15 protein-coding genes are annotated in these 22164 nt (G+C 57.9%); 4 read left to right on the top strand and 11 right to left on the bottom strand.

Annotation, left to right across the window (positions count from 1 at the left end; translation table 11 throughout):
• Window positions 1-305 precede the first annotated feature (305 nt).
• Together B3M52_RS18980 and B3M52_RS18985 are read right to left on the bottom strand one after the other, a co-directional pair.
• Window positions 306-1241, bottom strand: coding sequence for a DUF6160 family protein (locus tag B3M52_RS18980; RefSeq protein ID WP_085680530.1), 936 nt, complete (start codon window positions 1239-1241; stop codon window positions 306-308).
• 173 nt (window positions 1242-1414) lie between these two features.
• Window positions 1415-2017: a hypothetical protein gene (locus tag B3M52_RS18985; RefSeq protein ID WP_151982305.1), complete on the bottom strand. Its 603-nt coding sequence runs from the start codon at window positions 2015-2017 to the stop codon at window positions 1415-1417.
• Between the two features lie 127 nt (window positions 2018-2144).
• On the opposite strand from B3M52_RS18985, the gene pabB reads away from it, so the two are divergent.
• Complete coding sequence (gene pabB / locus B3M52_RS18990) at window positions 2145-3443, top strand: aminodeoxychorismate synthase component I (RefSeq protein WP_286750021.1); 1299 nt, start codon at window positions 2145-2147, stop codon at window positions 3441-3443.
• Window positions 3444-3507: 64 nt separating this feature from the next.
• On the opposite strand, the gene thrH is transcribed toward pabB, so the two are convergent.
• Window positions 3508-4119, bottom strand: a complete 612-nt coding sequence (thrH, locus tag B3M52_RS18995) for a bifunctional phosphoserine phosphatase/homoserine phosphotransferase ThrH (protein ID WP_151982309.1) — start codon at window positions 4117-4119, stop codon at window positions 3508-3510.
• Between the two features lie 199 nt (window positions 4120-4318).
• Between thrH and B3M52_RS19000 the strand changes: the two genes are divergently transcribed.
• On the top strand, window positions 4319-5041 hold the full coding sequence (locus B3M52_RS19000) for a phosphoadenylyl-sulfate reductase (RefSeq protein ID WP_007152588.1): 723 nt from the start codon (window positions 4319-4321) through the stop codon (window positions 5039-5041).
• Between the two features lie 14 nt (window positions 5042-5055).
• Here B3M52_RS19000 and cysB read toward each other — a convergent pair whose 3' ends face one another.
• Window positions 5056-6033, bottom strand: a complete 978-nt coding sequence (gene cysB, locus B3M52_RS19005; RefSeq protein WP_036205465.1) for an HTH-type transcriptional regulator CysB — start codon at window positions 6031-6033, stop codon at window positions 5056-5058.
• A gap of 248 nt (window positions 6034-6281) precedes the next feature.
• Here cysB and B3M52_RS19010 point away from each other — a divergent pair, with 248 nt between their 5' ends.
• Entirely contained in the window at window positions 6282-9005 is a 2724-nt protein-coding gene (locus tag B3M52_RS19010; protein ID WP_199480489.1) for a LuxR C-terminal-related transcriptional regulator, read from the top strand.
• A 291-nt stretch (window positions 9006-9296) separates the two neighbouring features.
• Here B3M52_RS19010 and dinG read toward each other — a convergent pair whose 3' ends face one another.
• The 5 genes from dinG to B3M52_RS19035 all read right to left on the bottom strand — a co-directional run bounded on the left by dinG (window position 9297) and on the right by B3M52_RS19035 (window position 16381).
• A complete protein-coding gene (gene dinG, locus B3M52_RS19015; protein WP_091643854.1) occupies window positions 9297-11486 on the bottom strand; it encodes an ATP-dependent DNA helicase DinG in 2190 nt (729 codons plus the stop codon).
• Window positions 11486-12253 (bottom strand): general secretion pathway protein GspB, encoded by a 768-nt coding sequence (locus tag B3M52_RS19020; RefSeq protein ID WP_041333270.1) that lies wholly within the window; start codon window positions 12251-12253, stop codon window positions 11486-11488. The genes dinG and B3M52_RS19020 overlap by 1 nt, the downstream gene beginning before the upstream one ends.
• Before the next feature lies 1 nt (window position 12254).
• Complete coding sequence (locus B3M52_RS19025) at window positions 12255-13967, bottom strand: AAA family ATPase (protein WP_091643852.1); 1713 nt, start codon at window positions 13965-13967, stop codon at window positions 12255-12257.
• Window positions 13968-14065: 98 nt separating this feature from the next.
• Window positions 14066-15553: a DUF3336 domain-containing protein gene (locus tag B3M52_RS19030; protein WP_036205459.1), complete on the bottom strand. Its 1488-nt coding sequence runs from the start codon at window positions 15551-15553 to the stop codon at window positions 14066-14068.
• Between the two features lie 36 nt (window positions 15554-15589).
• Window positions 15590-16381: an MlaA family lipoprotein gene (locus B3M52_RS19035; protein WP_091643849.1), complete on the bottom strand. Its 792-nt coding sequence runs from the start codon at window positions 16379-16381 to the stop codon at window positions 15590-15592.
• A 95-nt stretch (window positions 16382-16476) separates the two neighbouring features.
• On the opposite strand from B3M52_RS19035, the gene B3M52_RS19040 reads away from it, so the two are divergent.
• On the top strand, window positions 16477-16884 hold the full coding sequence (locus B3M52_RS19040; RefSeq protein ID WP_075195252.1) for an acyl-CoA thioesterase: 408 nt from the start codon (window positions 16477-16479) through the stop codon (window positions 16882-16884).
• 24 nt (window positions 16885-16908) lie between these two features.
• Here B3M52_RS19040 and B3M52_RS19045 read toward each other — a convergent pair whose 3' ends face one another.
• Both B3M52_RS19045 and hrpA read right to left on the bottom strand, forming a co-directional pair.
• The gene (locus tag B3M52_RS19045) at window positions 16909-18030 is read right to left on the bottom strand and encodes a beta-ketoacyl-ACP synthase III (protein WP_091643847.1); all 1122 of its coding nucleotides are present in this window, start codon (window positions 18028-18030) and stop codon (window positions 16909-16911) included.
• A 101-nt stretch (window positions 18031-18131) separates the two neighbouring features.
• Window positions 18132-22058, bottom strand: coding sequence for an ATP-dependent RNA helicase HrpA (gene hrpA, locus B3M52_RS19050; RefSeq protein ID WP_286750022.1), 3927 nt, complete (start codon window positions 22056-22058; stop codon window positions 18132-18134).
• Window positions 22059-22164 lie beyond the last annotated feature (106 nt).

Raw genomic sequence — 22164 nt, forward strand, 5'->3', positions numbered from 1 at the left:
GCAAGTATCGGGCTTTGACGATAATGGCCGCCTTACCCGGTGTGACCGCCTCATGCGATTCCTGTTCGTCGGGCCAGTGTTTTGCCTGCGGCTTCCTTCAGATTCCACCTCGCGATGGACACCCTTGCCGTCCGGCTAATGGTTCCCCTTACCGGGCCCATAGGGGACTTGCACCCCCAAGTCATCCGGCCAGCACCACCTGACCGGAACAGCGCCCGTCAAGGCGCTACGCGCCATGCCTGGCGCACCATAAAAAAACGCCCCGCAGCGCGGGGCGTTCACACCAAAGGTGTTATGCGATCAGCTTAGTGACCGTATACAGCCAGCTTGGTGTTGCTGATGTGCAGGTTGTCGATACCGATGGTACCGATGTTTGCACCGCCGATGTTGGTTTCGGCAACGTTGATGTCCATCAGGACGTCATCAACATCTACACGCAGTACGCCAGTCGCTGTGGAAGCGCCCAGGCCGTCGCCTTTGTAGATGTCCAGACCAACAATCGCGAAGCCAGCCTGAGCCAGACCAACTTTACGCTGCTCTTCCGGAGTCAGGTTGGCAGGATCTTCACCAAAGATCTGAGCAAGGCCGGCTGCACCAAGTGCTTCACCGCCGGACTCAGAGCCCTTGATGGTCATGCCAGCGATGCCAACACCCAGGAAGTCAACGTCGAAGCTCATTTCTTCAACGGTGAACGCTGCGTCAATGTTCAGGGTACCAGTACCAGCCTGGCCATCTACGTCGTCAGTGTCGACAACGATGTCCAGAGCGCCGAGAAGACCCCATGCGTCCATGTTGGAAACGAGAACGGTGTTTTCACCGCCGTTACCTTCAAGCTCCATGGAGCCTGCAGTCATACCCCAGTCGATGGGAATCGGGTTACCACTGCCATCAGTCTGGAGAGAGCCAACGTGAATGATCGCGTCGCCATCGTCAGCGATGTCGATGTCAATTTTCAGTTGGTCCAACAGAGCGCCGGCGCCGGTAGCCGCAGCATAGTCTGCAGCAGACTGTGAGCTACTGGCCAACGCACCACCCAGCTCAATGTCCTTAACGGCGAAGGTGCCTTCGTCCGTGTAGGTGAACTGACCAATGCTTACCTGGGTTTCCAGCTCGATGGTCACACCGGCCTGACCGGTGACGTTACCCATCATGCTGTCGTCCATCGCTTGCAGCTCGGCTTGAGCGGCGAAGGGCGCAGCAGCAACAGCTGTTGCCAGTGCAATTTTCTTCAGGCCTTTCATATTGTTCTCCTTGATTGAACTTATTGTTATCCGGTTGAACGTTTTAACCTTGTTGTGAGGCTCAACCTCACCACTCCATTTAAGATTGTTTTACAGTCTGGTTCCGTGAATGCATTCACAAATTGTCACAAAACAACTAGGTTCGTAATAATTGACCGATATACTCTTTAATATCAGCTAGTTGAAGAATCTCCCTCACCCTTGTCGTCGTAAAAAATCTGGAACGGCTTTTCCTGCGACATTGGTTTTCCAAAGCTGGCTTTTCCGTTCTCAAGGTTGATGGGGATTAGCTTGAAACCCGAGATGCCAAGACGATGTTCGTGTTCAAGAACCAGCGCACGGATGGTTTCTCCATCTTTCTCAACGCTGCCTGGGTATGCGATCGCAGACGCATGGATTTCCCCGCGGCGGGCAATCGATTTCAGACCTGCGCGATACATCAGTACCTTGACCTGCCCCGGTGCTTCTTCAGCCTTTTCCTCCAGCCTCATTTGCTGGACCTTGTCGGACTTCATCACCATGAACGCCATTGGACGGAAAATGCCGGCTTCCTCAAGTTCTGTACCGGCGTTTTTAACCACCGAGTCGGTCAGTTCCGTGAGGTGTCGCTGCGCAACCGCGACGACCGCCGCCAGATCTTTGTCGTCCAGCTTGCCATCCGACAGCACATGGTCCTCCCGATCAATCGCATCCTGCGCCAACACTGCTGTGGAAAACGCAAACCCTGCGATCATAGCCAAAACAAATCGCTTACCAATGCCGTTACAAGTCTTCATACTGGTTACTGCCCTTAGGATTATTGTTTAGAATGCACCGGCCCAAGCCTTTTCGAGCCCGAAGTCAGGTGACTTGCCGCACAGGCTACCGTGAACCCATGCAAGATTTTGTTAAGTATGTAACATCGTGAAAACATTAAGTGCGGAAGAGGCAGAGCGCCTCGTTTCACAGATCAGCAGCCAACATGGGTTTATCGACTACACCGACGCCGGCAGGCAACGGCGGATTGTCACGGCGTTCCCGCTGAAACATTGGCCAGTCCCCAAGGACGCGCTATCGTTCTCACGCCTGACGGACGTGCTGGAGCAGGCTTGGGCAGGACTGGCTGAAGCGTCGAGCCGGGAACTGGCAGGCGGCATCATGGGCACCCTGTTTTACGAGGCTGGCAACCACACGGTCCCCGGATTCTCCGGCGAGGCCAGTGAGAGGGATTATGGCTATATTGGGCTTTATCTCTGGCAGCTGACGCTGGATGTTTCGGGTGCCAATTCGCCCAGGCTCGATTTTCATCCCGAGTGTGACGATAGAACCCGTGAACGGGTGCTGAACCTCACCGGCGAAAAGCCGACGCGCCCTACTCCTTTTCACATCAGCCCGGGATTTACAGCCGACCAACCCGCCGAACACTACCGCAATGGCGTATCCCGGGTGCTTAGCTATATCCATGCCGGGGACTGCTATCAGGTCAACCTGTCCAACAAGTACACCGGCGGCTACCAGGGCGAGCCGTACACAGCGTTCCGAGCTTTGTGCCAGGCCGTTCCGGTCCCCCACGCTGCGTACATCAACGCTGGTTCCTATCAGGTCCTCAGCATTTCACCAGAGCTGTTCCTGAGTATTGAAGATGGCAACAGGGTCATCAGCAAACCCATCAAGGGTACCCGGCCCCGGGATCTGAACTCGCCGGCGAACGACCAGCGGATCGCCGAATCCCTGGCCGCCGCTGAAAAGGACCGGGCCGAAAACCTGATGATCGTGGACTTGATTCGCAACGACCTGTCGCGATTCTGCGAGCCGTTTTCCGTCACGGTGCCACAGCTTTTCAGTATCGAAAGCTATGAAAACGTCCATCAACTGGTCAGCACGGTGGAAGGCCGGCTGCAACCAGAGAACACACCGTTAAAAGCCCTTCTCTCTGCCTTCCCCGGGGGCTCTATCACGGGTGCACCCAAACGCAGGGCGATGGAGATCATCGACGACCTGGAACCACATCGTCGCGGGCCCTACTGCGGCTCGGTCTTCCGTTTGGATTTTTCCAATAACCTGGAGAGCAATATCGCAATCCGAACGCTGATGACGGATTCAGAAGGAAAGATTCACTGCTGGGCGGGATGTGGCATCGTCGCGGATTCAGACCCGGATGATGAGTACCGGGAATCCGTGGACAAGGTTCAGAAGCTGATGAGCGTGCTGGAAGCGTTATAGAGAGCAAATTGCAAAGGAGGAAAAGCCAGGACAAAGAGCTTGCCCCGGCCTCTTGTCCGCGCTATCAGTTATGGATGGCGCTGGCCTTCAGGAACTCGCCCTTAAGCTCTTCAAACGTATGTACCGCCGGGAACTGGGGGAACTCCTCAATCACGTTCTGCGGCGCGTGAAACAGGATGCCCGCTTCCGCCTGGCCCAGCATGGTGGTGTCGTTGTAGGAATCACCCGCCGCAATAACACGGTAGTTCAGCAGCTGGAAGGCACGCACTGACTGACGCTTGGGGTCACGCTGGCGTAGCAGATAATCGGTAATCCTGCCGTCTTCGTTTACTTCCAGCTTGTGGCACAGCAGTGCCGGATAGCCCAGCTTGGCCATCAGCGGCATGGCGAATTCATAGAAGGTGTCGGAAAGAATCACCACCTGGAACCGCTCCCGCAGCCAATCCAGGAACTCCCGTGCGCCGGGCAGTGGGTCCAGCTCGCCGATCACTTCCTGGATCTGCGGCAGGCCATAGCCGTGCTGGTCCAGCAGTTTCAGGCGCTGCTGCATCAGTACGTCGTAATCCGGAATGTCGCGGGTGGTCGCCTTGAGCTCCTCAATGCCGGTTTTTTCCGCAAACGCGATCCAGATTTCCGGGATCAATACTCCTTCAAGGTCAAGGCACGCGAGTTCCACAATGGTCTCCTGATAGTTGAACGCTGGTCAGCCCGGCGAAGGCCGCCGGGGATTGGAATCAGGCGGTATGATAAGAAAAACCGGGGCGGAATGCATCGTACATCTGTGCGGCTATAACGATATACTCCCCCATTCCTTCAGACTGTTGCCGGTTAATGGTAGATTTATCACACATTTACACTCCAGGTGATCCTTTCAAATGACGGACATTGCACAGTTACAGGCCGAGCTTGAAGGCGCGAGCCCCAGGGCCATCCTCAAGGCCGCTCTGGCGAAGTACGACAACATTGCCATTTCCTTCAGCGGTGCGGAAGACGTCGCACTGATTGAGTTGGCCCATAAGCTGACCGACAACCTTCAGGTATTCACCCTGGATACGGCGCGCCTTCACCCGGAAACCTATCAGTTCATTGATCGGGTCCGCGAGCACTATGGCATTAACATTGAGGTGATGTTCCCCGATGCTGCGGAAGTGCAGGATCTGGTCACCCGCAAGGGCATGTTCAGTTTCTATGAAGACGGCCATGGCGAATGCTGCGGTATCCGCAAGGTCAATCCGTTACGGCGAAAACTGGCCACGGTTGATGCGTGGATTACCGGCCAGCGCAAGGACCAGAGCCCCGGTACCCGCAATGACGTGCCTGTGGTACAGATTGACGACGCCTTCTCTACGGACGAGAAAACGCTGGTAAAGTTTAATCCGCTGGCGAACTGGAGCTCGAAGGAAGTCTGGGACTATATCCGTATGACGGAAGCCCCCTACAACAAACTGCACGAAAAGGGCTTTGTCAGCATTGGCTGCGAACCCTGCACACGCCCTATCCTGCCAGGACAGCACGAGCGCGAGGGCCGCTGGTGGTGGGAAGAAGCCACGCAGAAGGAATGTGGCCTACACGCCGGAAACCTGATTGCCCGCGAATAATCTTTCCCGGGCCGTCAGTAGGTCGGTAGATCGATGTCGTTGAACAGTTCCTCGATCTCCGCCCTGCTGCCCTGGTGAGTCACGGCCTCATCCACCCGCTCACGGGTCAGGTGTGGTGCAAATCGCTGGATGAAATCGTACATATAACCGCGCAGGAACGTCCCCTTGCGGAAGCCAATCCGGGTCACGCTCGGACGGAAGAGTTGACTGGCGTCCAGGCAGACAAGATCGGGGTCATTCTGCTCGTCGAACGCCATGCTGGCGATGATGCCAACCCCAAGACCCAGCCGCACATACGTCTTGATCACATCGGCATCGGCGGCGGTAAACACCACTTTTGGGGTCAATCCGTGAGCCTGGAACGCCTCGTCCAGCTTCGAACGGCCGGTAAAGCCAAACACGTAGGTGACCAGCGGAAATTCGGCAAGATCCGGCAACGTCAGTTCGGATTTCTGCGCCAAAGGGTGATCTTTCGGCACAATGATGCTCCGGTTCCATTTGTAGCACGGCATCATGATCAGGTCGTTGAACAACTCCATGGCCTCGGTGGCAATGGCAAAATCCACCGCGCCATTGGCGGCCATTTCTGAAATCTGCATGGGAGTTCCCTGGTGCATGTGCAGGGACACCTCGGGGTAGGACTCGATAAAGCCCTGAATGATCGGCGGTAGCGCATAGCGGGCCTGGGTATGGGTGGTGGCAATGCTCAGGTCGCCCTTGCGCTGGTTACTGAACTCCTGCGCAATCTTCTTGATACCTTCCACACGGCGCAGTATCTCACCGGCCTCACGGATGATGATCTCGCCGCCCGGTGTGATACGGGTGAGGTGTTTGCCGCTGCGGGCAAACACTTCCAGGCCCAGTTCGTCTTCCAGAAGACGGATCTGCTTGGATATTCCCGGCTGTGAAGTAAAAAGACTCTGGGCAGTGGCGGATACGTTGAGATCATGGTGCGCAACTTCCCAGATATAGCGCAACTGTTGTAATTTCATCTACCCTGTCGCTCCCCATAAGGCCCGGTACAGACCGGGCATGTATACGCTGCTCTTATTAGAAGAATACGCATAAAAACGTGATTTTTCATTCTTATTGAGTATACAGAATCCCTTCCAACACAGTTTAGACCAAAAACGCCAGAACGCAGCATGACGACAGCGTCATTTGTCTTTGCGGCCCTTGACTTAACTGTGACAAAGCACACAATCCGTTATCGAAACATTTACGGGCATTCAGGGAAACGATGCTGTTAACCACCAAATTCCTCAGACCAACCGCGGATCCCCGTTCGGTACAACGGGATCGCCTGAGCGCCCTGCTGCAGCCGGACGGTGCCAAGCGGTTGAATCTGGTGGTGGCACCAGCGGGTTTTGGCAAGACCACACTGGTCAGCCAATGGTGCTCCCAGTCACCGTCTACCGTTGCCTGGCTATCCCTGGATGAGCATGATGACGAGCCCCGCCGATTCTGGCAGTACGTGGTGGGGGCGTTTGAACACAATGGCCTCGCAGGTCTGGAGCAATGCCGTCAACAACTCAGCCATTGCAGCCTCCAGGAACTGGAAGGCCCCATTACCGGGCTGATTAACGTTCTCGCCGCCGATGGCGCACCCTGGTCGCTGGTCCTGGACGACTATCATTTTATCCGCGACCCACAATTACAGCGCCAGGTGTCATATTTCATGGACTACCTGCCGCCAGGGGTCCTGGTGACCCTGGCATCCCGCACCGAACCAGCCCTGCCGCTTTCGCGCTGGCGGGTGCGCCGCTGGGTGGAGGACATACACCCGGGGCTGCTGGCATTCTCCGAGGAGGAGTGCCAGCGCTTCTTCCACGACACCATGGGGCTCGAACTCTCCGAGCAGGAAATTCGCAGGATCTGCAGTAAAACTGAGGGTTGGGTTGCCGCCATGCAATTGTCCGCGCTGTCCGGCGGCAGCATTGACGATCAAAAACCTGGAACGGGTCACCAACGCATCGATTTGGACGAGCGCCGCATCAGTGATTATGTGCTGACAGAGGTGCTGGAGCAGCAACCTGCGCCGGTGCGCGACTTCCTGCTCGACACCGCCTGCTGTCCCCGGCTGTGTGCCTCACTCTGCGACGCCGTTCGCGGCACCACCAACAGTCAGGTCCTGCTGGAACAGCTGCTGCGTGAAAATCTGTTCCTGATCCCGCTGGATACCCACAATGAATGGTTCCGTTATCACGACCTGTTCCGGGACGCGCTGTTACAACGGGTGAGACAGTTCAAACCGGAAGATACCGAAAAGCAATGGCAGCGAGCAGTCCACTGGTTACTGGTCCATGGCCACGTTCAGGAAGGCATTTCCCAGATTGTCCAGCATCAGGACTGGCCCTGGCTCGCAAAGGTACTGGCTGAACACGGCAACAACCTGATCCACGGCGGTTTTCATCTTCCGGTGCTGAGCTGGCTGGATTCCCTGCCCGCCAACACTCTACAGGACAGCCCACAACTGTTGATGCTGAGAGTGTGGGCGCTGTTTTTCGCCAACCGGGTAGACGTGCTGGAGCCCCTCCTGGGCGAACTGGAAGACATGCTCGACCAACAGGTGGCCGATTCCCACCCCGATGCCGAGGGCGCCCTGGGCCTGCAGAGTGAGATTTCACTGATCCGCTCTTATCTCGCGCGATCAAAAAGCGACGATAAAAGCGCCAGCGACCTGACCCAGCAGGTATTGCGTGACATTGACCACACCCGCATCCCCTTGAAATCCGTGACCTATTACGGAGTCGGACTGGACTATTACGGTAAGGGGGACCTGGCAGCCGCCGAGGACGCCCTGACCTCCGCTGTGCGTTATGGGGAACTGGAGCGCAAACCCAGTACCGTACTCTCAAGCGGCGGCCTGCTTGCATGGATTCAGTACAACCGCGGAGATATCGACGAAGCCCTGGATACCTGCACCCGTGTGCGGCAATGGGTCGACCAGCACCACAGCGACCCACGCCAGCCCATGTTAATTTCATGCTGGCAAAACAGCGCCCTGATCGAGATTTACCGGGAGAGAAACGAACCCCAGTTGGCCGCCTCCTACCTGGCCCCGCTGCTGGACCATGTCAACAATGGCACCGAACCGGGGCAGCACGTGGTTATCCAGTACGTGCGTGGCCACCTGGCCTTCAGTGAAGGGCGCTACCAGGAAGCGATGGAAGCACTGGAAGATGCCGCCAGCGTTGCAAGACGTCGTCGGGACCACATCCTGTTCGAGCCTCCAGCATGCTCCGCCATGCTGGCTCGTTGCTATCTCGCCACCGGTCATCTGGATCTGGCGAAAAAATGGGTGCAACAGGTGAGCACTGACCGGTTCACCAATCCGCTGAACCGGGAACAGAACCAAATTAGCATCGCCCGTGTTCAGGTGGCGCTGGGCCGCCCGGGCGACGCCATGGCAACTTTGGCCCCCCTCCGACTCAGCGCAGAGCAGGATCAGCACTACCGCCATCTGGTGGAAATCCAGTTGGTCTACAGCGAGGCGCTGTTCGCCGAAGGTAAAACGATAGAAGCGGAACAGATGCTGGCCCAGGCCGTCCAGCGGGCATCAGAGGCCGGATTCATGCGCCTGCTTGCGGAGGAGAGTCCTACCATCCGCCAGCTGTGTAGAGCGCTGCCGGTTCTCAAGGCGCCGGGCCGCTGGAACAGCCGGGTCACAGCCATGCTCTCGGAACTGGCAGAGGCAGAAACCGCTGAAACAGAGCCGGAAGACTCGCAGAGGGATACGCAGGCGGCCCCGGGCAACACAGATCTCCCCGAACCCCTGAGTCAGCGGGAACTGGAAGTGCTGGATCTCATCAATCAGGGCCTCGCCAACAAGGACATCGCAAACACGATGGGGGTGGCGCCTACCACCGTAAAAGCCCACATTCGCAACCTTTACGGCAAGCTTGCAGTCGGATCCCGCACCGAGGCGTTGGCAAGAGCAAGGGAACTTCGGCTACTGGCCTGACTCTTGACTCACTGAAGCTGTCTTTCGGGCAACTTTTGTGACGCGCATCACACTTTTGTCGAATTTTATACGCCCACTACGCCCTTTGGACGATCCGGATACGCCCCCTCCTCCCTTACTATGCTCCCAACGCTGAGGGAAACCTCGGTAAGATTTCTGAAACTTCAGGCCTTCAGACTTCTTGTTCCGCGTTGTTTCGACGCCCGGGTTCGATAAGGACCCACTCTATAAGAGCCACCCACATGGGTTGGCTCTTTTTTTATGGCTCTCTTTTTATCAGGGCTCTATTGATCAGGGCTCTATGATTCGCCGGAAAGGCGGTAATGCGTCCAACAACAACTGCCCGTATCGACGGGCGATGATGCGACGATCAAGGATGGTGACGCGGCCGGTGTCCGACTCGGTCCGTAGCAGGCGACCAACGGCCTGCACCAGTTTGATGGAGGCGTCGGGTACGGTTATTTCCATGAACGGGTTACCGCCGCGGTGCGTCACCCATTCCGCCAGGCTGGCTTCGATGGGATCATCCGGTACCGAAAACGGCAGTCGGGTAATCACCACATGGCTCAGGTACTTGCCAGGCAGGTCAATGCCCTCTGCAAAACTTGCCACACCGAACAACACACTGGGCAGCCCCTCATCTACACGGCTGCAATGGCGGCGCAGGACCTCGCCCTTGGCCATATCGTCCTGAGTGGTGATCAGATCCGGGTATTCCGGCACCAGGGCATCCCGCACCAACTGCATCTGGCGCCTGGAGGTAAACAGTACCAGTGTCGCCTTCTCCCCGGCCCACAAGGCCGGTAGCCGCGACACCACCTGGTCCGTAAAGCTATCGTCCGTGGGCATGGCGGTCATGGCCGGCACTTCCACGGTTGCCATTTCGCCATAGCGGAAGGAACTGGGCACCACCACGAAGCGGCTGGCTTCGGGCAAACCTGCTCTGGCCTTGAGCCGATCAAAGCGCCCAAGGGCGGTCAGGGTTGCACTGGTCAACACAGCGCCATAGGCCCGCGACCAGAGCCTGGAATAAAGCAGATTATCCGCCAGCACCGGGCTACTGTAGAGCGTAATGTCTTCCGCGTGTTCCCAGCGCTGTCGCACCGACCAACGGGCGGCCGGTGGCCCGGACCGCTTCTTAGGCTCAGGCGCTGATTCCTCACCTTCTGCCGGCTCACTGGCCGGTTGGCCCGGATTATCACACCACGCGACCCACAACCGCAGTTGGTCCTCAGCACGGCTGTGGAACGATCCAATCACCGGATACCAGGATTCCGCAGTATCGCGGTCGACATCGCTGGCCTTGCGTTCATCGAAGGCCGTCTGTAATTCGTCCACCATCACACCAAGCTGGCGAACCAGGGTGGCCGTCGCCACCCGGGTTTCCACCGCCAGGCCGGCAAGCACCTCGGGCAATTCGCCCTCCGGGTAGCGCCACTGGGCGGAGCGTCGCTCCTCATTGAACTCCCAACCGGTATTCTGTTCGGCCTCGTCGTATACCCTCGTCAGACAGATATCCACTTCACGGGAGGCGGAACTGATCCTGTCGATGGTCTTCGCGGCCTGGGTGCCGGGCGTGAGGAACGGCTGCATCTTTCCCAGTGCCTGGGATAGCTGCTTGAGCCATTGCCGCGTGGCATTCAGCGGCACCGACGCCGCAAAGTGATTCAGTGCCTTGTCCGGCAGGTGATGTGCCTCATCAAAGATAAACAATGCATTTTCCGGCTCCGGCAGAATGGCACCACCGCCAAGGGCAAGGTCTGCCAGCACCAGGTCGTGGTTGGCCACCACGATGTCGGCATCATCGAGGTCTTTTCGGGCGTCGAAGAAGGCACAGCTGTCGAAATAGCTACAGTGGCGATTGGTACATTGACGATGGTCGGTGGTGACCTGGCGCCAGATGTCATCGGGTATCTGATCCGGCCAATGGTCGCGATCACCGTCCCACTTCCGGGACCCGTAACTGGCCAGCATGTCTTCAAAATAGGCCCGGGTGCCGGGTTCTTCCTTGCCGGGCCCATCCAGCAGGAACAGCGGCATGGTATCGCTGTCGCCGTTACCCTCGTCATGCAGACGAGCTTCGAGACGAGACATACACAAGTAGCGGCCACGACCTTTGGCAAGGGTCCAGGTAAAATCCAGTTTGCTGTGCTTTTTCAGGTCCGGAAGGTCTTTGTGGACGATCTGATCCTGCAGGGCAACGGTCGCTGTTGATATCACCAGTGTCTTGCCAAGGGCACGGGCCACCGGAATGGCGGCAATCAAATAGGCCAGGGTCTTGCCCGTGCCTGTGCCCGCCTCCACCACGCAGGTGCCGGCTGGTGACGTGCGCTGGCCGTCATTCTCGGTGATCTCGCCCATGTAGCGGGCGATCTCGGCGATCATCAGGCGCTGGCCGTAACGGGCGCGGATGTCCTTGCCGGCCAACACGTCACGGTAGGTCTGCTGAATCTGCTGTTTGACGTCCTCGGTGAGTGCCATCAGTCGGGGCTCACCCAGTTGCGAACCACACCCACCCGGAAGCGACGGCCATCCATGCTCAGCTCCACGCCTTCCTCGGTAATCCGTTCGACGGTGATACCGGAAAACGACTCTCCGGGGCGCAGGTAGTTGTCATTGATCATGACCCGGCGGGCCGACGGCTCGGACGCATAGATATGGCTGTTAAAAATCAGGTCTGGCACCCTTTTCTGGAAGGAAAGTGGAAGCTCTACAAGGTGCGGCGCCGTCTGTGCGGTGGCACCGTCCCGCTCGCTGGGATTGACGGCACTTGGCGTTCGCGGCGTGGGCACAATCACCGTGGGTCGCTCCCGCTCATTCTCGTCACCGGTTTCCGCTACCGCATCCGCTGGAGAGTCGGTATTCGCTCCCGGTGTTGGAATCTCGATAGCACCCTCGAGCGTGTCACGGGTCGGCGGCGATTGTACACGTTCGGGCGTCGATACCTGGCCCGCAGGTTCCGGCTTGTCATCAACTATAACCGGTTCAACGGTGGGTGTGGGTGCGGGCGCAGCCACGCCAGCCGACGGGATTGTTTGATCCGTCAGGGAAGCCTGACGCCCCTGGGGCCAGAAGATCCAGGCCAATACAGCCGCGTTGAGCACCAGCCCCAGCGCAACCCACACCAGAATCGGAATCGATTTTTTCCGTGGTTTGTGGATCAGCTGTACCTGCTGGCCAAGGTCCGGAATCCGACCCTGCCGTCTTTCAGTTTCGGATTTGCGGAGAGCATCAAGGATATAGGACATGTCAGTTCACCATCCTTCCGGACGTCAGCCGGGGCACGGCGGATTCCAGGTCGTTATTCATCTGGATGATGGTCATGGCACCGGCAATGCCATCGACCGTCAGGCCTCTTTGCTGCTGGTACCAGCGGACCTGCTCTTCGATCGGCATACGGTTGACGCGGCTCTCTTCCTGCCGGCTTTCGGCGTATCGGCTGGCGAGCTCCATCATTCTTGAGCCCATCCAGATCTGCTCGGCCACCCTTTCATTACCCTGAGCACTACCGGACGCATCGCCCAAAATGTAGCCGGGCGCTTCCCAAAGTACGGTAAATTCGCCAAACCAATAGGGCTCCAGGCTGGAGAAGGTGACCTCCCGGCGACCACTCGGGAGTTCGATAGTGGCGCGATTATCCTGGAGGCCGCTCAGGACCGCATAGTGACTGTCCCCATTGCCGTTGCGAAGCTGAAGTATCGCCGGCCGGTCCAGAAACTCCAGGCTTCGGCGTGCGCCCTTGTTCTGCAGGCAACGCAGTCCCTGCCCCTCGGCAAACTCACACGCCACTGGGCTTTCCGAGGCGCGGTATTCCAACCCCCATAGTTCAAACAGCTCGCGAAAAGCCACTGGCAAAGAGATGGTCTGGTCCGGGAACTCAAATTCGGGCAGTGGTTCCTCCTCGCGTGAGTCACTGGTCTGCTCACTGGCTTCGGGAAGCTTTTCCGACAACTCGACAACAGGCATATCCAGCTCGACCCGTTCGATGGCGCCAGTAAGGGACGTTCCCTGATTTTCGGCGACAGCATCGGGCTCGGGTCCACCGCTCCCCGGAAGCCCTATGAACAGCCACGTGGTCATGATGATGGCCATCAGCAGGGCTGCAGCCAACATCAGCGCATGGGACTTTCGAGACGGCCCAGCGCGCCTGGGCAGATTCTGGCCGTTCACTTCCCGGGCAGCGTTACGGATATGGGGAGCAGTGATCTGGTGCTCGCCTTCGGCGTAGGCGCCCAGCAATGCACGGTCACTGATCAGGTTAATCAGTCTCGGTACACCATGGCTGGCGCGGTACAAAGCCCGGATCGCGCGATCGGTAAAGATCTCGCCCCGGAGGCCTGCCACGCTGAGCCGGTAACGCAGGTAGGCCTCTATCTCTGTTCGACCCAGGGCGTCGAGGTGATAGCGGGCCGTTACCCGCTGATTTAATTGGCGGAGCTCTGGTAGCCCCAGAATCTCCTGCAGTTCAGGTTGTCCCAGCAACACAATCTGCAGCAGTTTTTTCTCAGCGGTTTCGAGATTGGTCAGCAATCGGAGCTGTTCAAGCACTTCGGCGGACAGGTTCTGGGCTTCATCAATCATCAGAACCTTATGGCGGCCCGCTGCATGGGCCTTGAGCAGGTCATCATTGATCAGTCCCACCAGTTCCTTGATGGATGATCCGACCGGATGGGCAATCTCAAGCTCATCGCAGATGGATGACAACAGCTCACGGGCAGACAATCTGGGATTGAGGATCAGTGCAATGTCTACATGATCCGGCACATTCTCGATGAAGCAACGGCTGACAGTGGTCTTGCCCGTGCCGACTTCTCCAGTGATCACGATAAAACCGCCCTGCCCCTGCACGCCATACATCAGATGCGCCAGCGCTTCTTTATGGCGTTCGCTCAGATACAGATAGCGGGGGTCCGGGGCTATCGAAAACGGGGGCTCCCGAAAACCGAAGAAATCGTAGTACATGCGTGTCCAGTCAGGTGCTCAGGCGGAGCTTGCGGGAGCCGCCATCGGGCTCCCCGGCTATCGCGGTATCATACCGCCCGGCTCCCGGGGCTGTCATCTCATGAAGTGCCGGAATCCGCATTGCTTACCAGTCTCAGTTCAGCTGTGGAGCGGCGCTGTTCGGATTTCAAGCGGCGAATGCATCGCTCCAGGGTCTTGGAGATTCTGGCGTGGGAGCGAATCATTGAAATCTTGGGCCAGGTCGCACGCTCGCCCTGCAATATCATCTCCCGGACCCATGCCGGATCAGGGTTGGATAACATGCGACGGTAGTCACGAAGACGATACGTCGGCGAGATGGTGACATCCCCGGAATAGCGCTGCCCCATAATGGTGTACATCTGGCCCGCTACCTGCCGAAGCATTTCCGGCTGAACGCGTTTTCGCAGATAATCGAACAGGCCCTGGCCATGGAACTGGATTTCCGATTTCAGCAGGTGCATCGGCAGATTGGCGACATTGATCTTTTCATCCCGGCCTCGCCGGTTCAGAAAAGGCACCACATGGGGGTTGGTCTGGCTGACAATGGTGAAGTTCACGTCGTAAAGGTGCATCAGCCGTTCGATGGGCAAGTCGCTGACCACCGACCCGTCCACGAACTTCAGCCGCGACATGTAGGGCAGCACGTTGCCCTGAATGTCCTTCTTCATCAGCGGTACCGGCGGGAAGATGCCCGGCACTGCCGCGCTGGCCAGCACAGCACTCCAGACCAACAGATAGGGTGACGTGTAGCCACACAACAAACGGGCTTTCTGGTGGGTCTGGACCGGTGACACACTGACGTTGATGGAACGACCGGTCTTCTGGAACGCTTCCTCAAAGGTGTATTCCCCGATATTGGCACGCAGGCACGCCTTTAACTGCTCCTGATCCATCAGGCCGTCACCCCGGATGGCACTGAACAGCCCTCGCCATTTCCAGGCCCTCATGTCGTGGTTTTCAGGCACCAGCATGTCCGGTATTTCCGCATCGCTGTGGACACCCAGTATGCCAGCGATAATGGCGCCGATGCTGGAGCCGGCAATGACCTGCGGCAACAACCCTTTTTCCCAGAGTGCCTTTATAACGCCGAAATGGAACATGCCCAGCGTGGCACCGCCGCTGAGCAGCAAAGCCGGGCGGCCATAACTGGTCAGGGTATCGCGGAAGAACTGCAGCTTCTCGGCCACTGGGAATCCCGGCACCTTGGTGTCGCACAGGAAATCCAGCGATTCGCACACCTGGGTGATGTACTCCTCGATCAGATGCTTGGTGCCAACCCGAGAACGGGTATACAGGGCCGTATTGCCCATATTGCCCAGGTCGTGATGAAGCCCTTCTCTCAATGCACGCTTCAGGCGCTCGAAATCATTCTGATGCCGGTAGGTGCGGAGGTTGCTGAGCCGGTCGTAGATGAGTTCGTAATGGTAAAGGTCGGAGCCAAACTCCTCTTTCCACTCCACATTGCCCTCAAGGAAATCCAGCTCCAGCGCCGCAGCCTTCCAGACTTCGTAATTGGGCGCCTCCGCCAGCATCTTGCGGAATTTCCGGATACGGTCATCAACCATCTGGTAAACCTCCGTTGTTCCAGCCGATTCGATGCGTCAGAAATCCTCGAGCATCAAATCCTCATCGTCATCGCTGGCAAATGGATCGTCTACGGTTCTGCCATCATTGATCAGGTAAGCCCGCCGTTGCAGGTACGCGTTTCTCACGAACGTATAGCCGTCACCTGAGATGAACCCTTCCGCAGGGATCAGATCGGCACGCTTGTCAACAATCTGAAGCGCCCTCGCATAATAGACATCCGGCGTTTCAGCCAGGTCCCAGGCTGAGGGCAACAACAGGTTGTCGGATACAAACCCACCAAAGTCCCGCGGATTCGACGGCCCCAAAAACGGCAGCATCAGGTAAGGTCCAGAATCCAGGCCCCAGTAACCCAGGGTCTGGCCAAAGTCCTCCGGGCGCTCATGCAAACCAAACATGGTGGCCACATCAATCAACCCGCCCAGACCAAAAATCGTGTTGTAATTGAATCTCCCCACCGCCACGACGGCAGACTCCCCCTTCAATTGGAAGATACTGTTGGCTAGATTACGTATTTCAGTCAGGTTGTTGAAGAAATTGGTAACAGCACGGTCCGCAAAGCCTGGCATGACGGTGCGGTACCCTTTCGCAACGGGGCGGAGGAACCAGTTATCGATGGTTTCGTTGAAGGCATAGACCTTCCGGTTCCAGTCCTCATAAGGATCGACCTCGCCCGGAGGGGCATCAAGCTTTCGTTCTGCCATGTCAGGATCGACTGGCTGCACGGTTTGCGCGACCGCATTGCCTGAACACAGGCAGATAAAAATCAGGGCGCCGATTACTGGGTGCCGGAAAAAAAAGTCTCTCATCGTCAGACCTGAGGTTGTTAAAACTGTTGCTGTTCGTCGAAAATACCGGCGCTCTGCTTTTTTATTATTAACCCCTTGCTTCAGGAGTAGCCCCGATGTCAGTACCCGGGAATCTGGTTAGCACACTCTCCATGCCTTTGCGCTGGGGAGATATGGACGCATACGGCCATGCCAACAATACGGTTTATTTCCGCTTTTTCGAGGAAGCCCGCATCACCTGGCTGGCGTCCCTGGAGCTGGGCGCGGAAAATGACCCCGACGGTCCGGTCATTATAAAGACCAGCGCCACCTTTCTGAAGGAACTGGCCCATCCGGCAACGGTTGAGGTCAGAACATACGCCGACAAAGCCGGCAATACCAGCCTCGACACCTATCATACGCTGACCGATACCGAGACCGGCACACTCTACGCGGAAGGCTATGCGAAAATTGTCTGGTTTGACCGCACCAAACGCACGTCGATGGCACTGCCTGACAAACTCAGGGCGTTGGCGGCCAGTTAAGACCGCCTATCGCCACCCCATACCCTATCGGCGGCGAACCACAACGCTGCCGATGGAATAGCCTGCACCAAACGAACAGATCACGCCCAGTTCACCAGCGCCAAAGTCGTCCTTGTGTTTGTGGAACGCAATGATCGAGCCCGCGGAGCTGGTGTTGGCGTACTCATCCAGAATGACCGGCGCCTCTTTCGTGTCTGCGTCGCGCCCCAGCACCTTGCGGGCAATCAATTGGTTCATGTTCAGGTTGGCCTGGTGCAGCCACAGCCGCTTGAGATCATCCGGCGACAACGACAGGCTGGACAGCTGTTTGAGGATCGTCTCCGCCACCAACGGCGACACTTCCTTGAACACCTTGCGCCCCTGTTGCACGAACAGCTTGTCCGGCTTGTTAATGCCCTCTTTATCGCCCCGATTCAGGAAACCAAAGTTGTTGCGAATGTTATTGGAGTACTTGGTCACCAGGCTGGTTCCGAGAACCTCAAAGCCCTGCCCTTCCGCAACGTCGGCGTCTCTTTCCACCAGGATGGCGGTGCAGGCATCGCCAAAAATGAAGTGGCTGTCCCGGTCACGGAAATTCAGGTGGCCGGAGCAGATTTCCGGGCTGACCACCAGCACCGCCCTGGCCGTGCCATTCTCTACGGCGTTCGCCGCCGCCTGCAGCCCAAAGGTCGCGGAACTGCACGCCACGTTCATGTCGTAGGCAAAACCCACGATGCCCAACGCGTCCTGAACCTCAACGGAAATAGCCGGGTACGGGCGCTGCATGTTGGAGCAGGCGACAATAACCGCATCGACATCGGCCGCGGTCTTGCCGGCCTGTTTGAGAGCCTCTTCGCAGGCTGAGAGCGCCATCTCGCATTGCACCGAGGCTTCTTCGTTGGGTCGGTCCGGTATGTTCGGGCACATCCGTTCAGGGTCGAGTATGCCCTGCTTGTCAATCACGTGGCGACGCTTGATGCCAGACGCTTTTTCAATAAAAGCGGACGAAGACGGCTGCAGGGGCTCAAGATCGCCACTGGCAATATCGTCAGCGTGACGTGCGTTGTGAAGTTCGACGAAGGCATTGAATGCCTCCACCAGCTCTTCGTTGGTAATGGTTGCTGGCGGTGTGTACAACCCGGTCCCGCTGATAACGGCTCTAATCACGCTAACCCCACGTCATAGTTGTAAAAACAAACAATCTAACTGCACCAATATTGCCCAAATACTAACACAGTCTAAACGTTTTGCCCGCAAACATGACCGGCTTACACGCGCGTCTGCTCCCACTGCCTGTCCAGGCGCTTGACCGATACCGGCACGGCCGTGCCCAGCTGTTGTGCAAAGAAAGAGACCCGAAATTCCTCAAGCATCCAGCGATAGAGCAATAGCTCCGGGTCCCTTACCCCCTGGCGTTGCTGCTCATCGCGTTTGCTGGCGTAGCGGGACCAGAGCGGCTCCATGGTGTGCAGGAACTCCCGCTCCCGCCCGAGCTCCCTGGGCATTTTCTCAAAGCGGATGCTGGCTGCCTCGAAATAGCGTCCAAAATGGGCAAGCCATTCCGGCGGCGTGGCAACAATAAAACCCGGATACACAAGATTTTGCAGCTGAAACTTCAAGTCCGCCATACTGTTCGCGAGCGCCAGGTTGATTTTGCCCTTGAGCTGTTTCATCACGCCATGATAGCCCGTCATGGCCTGGTGCAGCCGCTCGTCAGCCAGCTCAAGTGCCGGCACGAACTCTGCCCTTCCGGCGTTAAACGCGTTCTCGAACGCATATTCGTCCCGGGGCACGTCGTCGGGCACAAAATGCTGCATCGCCGTGGCCAGCAACAGGTCGTCCAGCAGCACCCGGGCCTTACCGACCGGCGCGAACATCAGCGCCGATGACTTGAAGTGCGGTAGCCGCCGCTCCATGTCCTCCAGCGTATTACCCAGCCGAATCAGGATCAGCCGCGCCACCGCCTTGCGAGTTGCGTCCTCCGCCGTAAGCCGGTCCAGGAACCGTGTCTGGCGAACGGAATCCCCCGTGTCTTCCAATGCCGGGTATACGGTGACTTCCATACCGCCTTTTTCTGTCCTGACGGATTCGGGCAGCGATCCGAAATCCCAGCCCGTTGACTTGCTTACTGGTTCGGCCGATGACTCCCTTCGGGTTGCCGATGACAGGGCCGCCTCTGCCCGCCCTTCCAGTTCGCTTTGCAGCTTTTCGGTTTCCCGCCCCTCGGCGATGGGCTTGCCCGCATCATCAACAACCCGAAGATTCATTCTCAGGTGCTTCGGCAGATCCTCCTGTGGCCAGGCATCGGCGTCAATCCTGACACCGGTCATTCGCCGGAGCTGTTCGCCCAACTGCAGCGCCAATGGCTCGTTTGAAGCCTGAAGATTTTCCAGGGCCGCATCCACGAAATCCGGTACCGGTACAAAGTTGCGCCTCAACGCCTTCGGAAGGCCTTTGACCAGTGCAATGCACTTCTCCCTCAAGAGCCCCGGCACAAGCCATTCAAGCCGCCGTGCCGGAAGCTGTTTCAGGGCCATCACCGGTGCCTGGAGCGTAACGCCGTCGCGCTCGCTGGTGGGTTCGAACTCATAACTCAGGGGATATCTCACCCCTTCCCACTCCAGATAATCCGGATACAGTGAGCCCGCCTGCTCATCCACCGGGCGCTGGAGGATATCGGCCTCCGTCAATTCCATGTCACGGAGCTGGTCGGCACTCAGCTGCTTCCACCAGCTTTCGAAATGACGGCCGCTGACGATGTCCGCTGGCAGGCGCTGGTCATAGAACGCCACCAGCACTTCGTCCTCAACCAACAGGTCCCGCCGCCGCGTTTTGCGCTCCAGGTTTTCAACGGTGTCCAACAGCTCGCGGTTACGGGCAATAAAGGGCGCCTTCGACTGGTAGTCGCCTTCCACCAGGGCACGGCGGATGAACAGGTTGCGACACTCCTCCGGGTCCACCTTACTGTAGGGAATACGGCGTTTGGCAATAATGTCCAGGCCGTAGAGACTGACCTTTTCATAACCCATGACCTGGGCACGTTTCTGTTCCCAGTGGGGTTCGAAGAAGTGATGCTTCACCACATGCCCGGCCAGGGGCTCGATCCACTCCGGCTCAATCTTCGCCACCACCCGCGCAAACACGCGGCTGGTTTCGACAATTTCCGCCGCCACAATCCACTTCGGGCCGGTTTTAGACACTTTTGAGCCCGGAAAGATCATGACCTTGCGGTTGCGGGTGGCCAGATACTCCTTCTTTTCGAGCTTCACCGCCACCTGGCCCAGCAAACCCGCGAGAATGGCTTTGTGCAAAGACTCGTAACTGGCCGCATCTCTGTTCAGTTTCAGTTTCTGCTCACGGCAAATCAGCGTCAGTTGCCGGTGAATGTCGCGCCATTCCCGCATCCGCATCCACGACAGAAAGCTCTTCTGGCAGACCTTTTTCAGCTGATTCTGGGACAGTTCCTGGCGCTGTTCCTCGTAGAAATTCCAGATATTCAACAAGGTCAGGAAATCCGATTCCTTGTCATTGAACGGCGCGTGGGCCTGATCGGCAGCCTGCTGTTTGTCCTGGGGACGCTCCCTCGGGTCCTGAACGCTCAGGCCGGCAATGATCACGAGCGTTTCCGCCAGACTGCCCTGTTCCGAGGAGGTCACCAGCATGCGCGCCAGCCTTGGGTCCAGCGGCAGGCGTGCCATGGTGCGGCCAAGGTTTGTCACACGGCGCTTGTCATCAACGGCTCCAAGCTCTTCGAGCAATTTGTAGCCATCGTTGATCAGGCGACGGTCCGGTGGCTCCAGGAACGGGAAATGGCGGATATCCCCGAGCCCCGAGGTGGTCATCTGCAGAATAACCGAGGCCAGGTTGGTGCGCAGGATCTCCGGGTCGGTGTACTCGGGCCGGTTGATGAAATCGGTTTCGTCGTAAAGCCGGAAACAAATCCCCGGAGCGACCCGGCCACAGCGCCCGGCACGCTGGTTGGCGCTGGCCTGGGACACCGGCTCAATGGGCAGGCGCTGGATTTTGGAACGCACGCTGTAACGGCTGATACGGGCCACGCCGGTGTCGATGACATAGCGTATGCCGGGCACGGTCAGGGAGGTTTCCGCGACGTTGGTGGAGAGCACGATCCGACGCCCCCGGTGGCCCTGGAATATCCGGTTCTGTTCCTGGTTACTGAGCCGAGAATATAATGGTAGAACTTCGGTATGGCGCAGCTCGGCGTGTCGCAGTACCTTGCTGAGGCTGCGAATTTCCCGCTCGCCGGGCAGGAATACGAGTACGTCGCCCGGTGGCTGCTTTTCTGCACGTTCGTGCTGTTCGATTTCCTCCATCGCACGCAGCACGCCATCCGTCCAACCCTGGTCCTGATCGTCCTCATCGCCGGTGAGAGGACGGTAACGCACATCTACCGGATAGGTTCGTCCACTGACTTCGATGACCGGCGCGCCACTAAAGAACTCGCTAAAGCGTTCCACTTCGATGGTGGCGGAGGTGATGATGACCTTCAGATCAGGCCGTTTCGGCAACAGTTGCCGCAGGTAGCCCATCAGAAAGTCGATGTTAAGGCTGCGTTCGTGGGCCTCATCAATAATCAGGGTATCGTAACGGTCCAGGAACCGGTCGTGCTGGACCTCCGACAACAGGATGCCGTCGGTCATGACTTTGACCCGCGACTGGTCGGACGTGGTGTCGGTAAAACGTACCTGATACCCCACCTGGCCGCCAGTCTGCTCTCCAAGCTCTTCAGCAATACGACCGGCTACGGTACGGGCCGCAATCCGGCGGGGCTGGGTGTGGCCGATCAGCCCGCGAATACCCCGACCGCTGTTCATGCAGATCTTGGGGATCTGGGTGGTCTTACCGGAACCGGTTTCGCCGGCAACGATCACCACCTGGTTCTGTTCAATGGCCTCACGGATATCATCGACCCGTTCAGACACTGGCAGCGATGACGGAAAGGTGGCCGGCTTATGCATTGCCTGACGTTCCGTGACACGCGCCTGCCCCCGATCGAGCCATTGCGCCATTTTCTCCAGGTCCTTTTGCCCCGGCCGCCCTTTTTTCCGGGCGACCAACTTGTGAATACGGGCGGCTTCCACCTGGTTGCAGGCATCCAACTGCTCCATGATGGCTTTTACGGCGGCCTTGCTGTCTGGCGTATTCGTGGGCTGTTCCGGTGGGGCTTGCGTCATCGGTCCGTTTTACCGTTGTTGGATCCTGGATACCCGGTTCGCTTCGGGCGTGGCGACAGTCTAACGATATCCCGCGCCTCATTAATCGAGTAGGAGGGGGAGTTAC

The sequence above is a fragment of the Marinobacter sp. UBA2688 genome (assembly GCF_002352785.1).
GTDB classification, from domain to species: Bacteria; Pseudomonadota; Gammaproteobacteria; order Pseudomonadales; family Oleiphilaceae; genus Marinobacter; species Marinobacter salarius.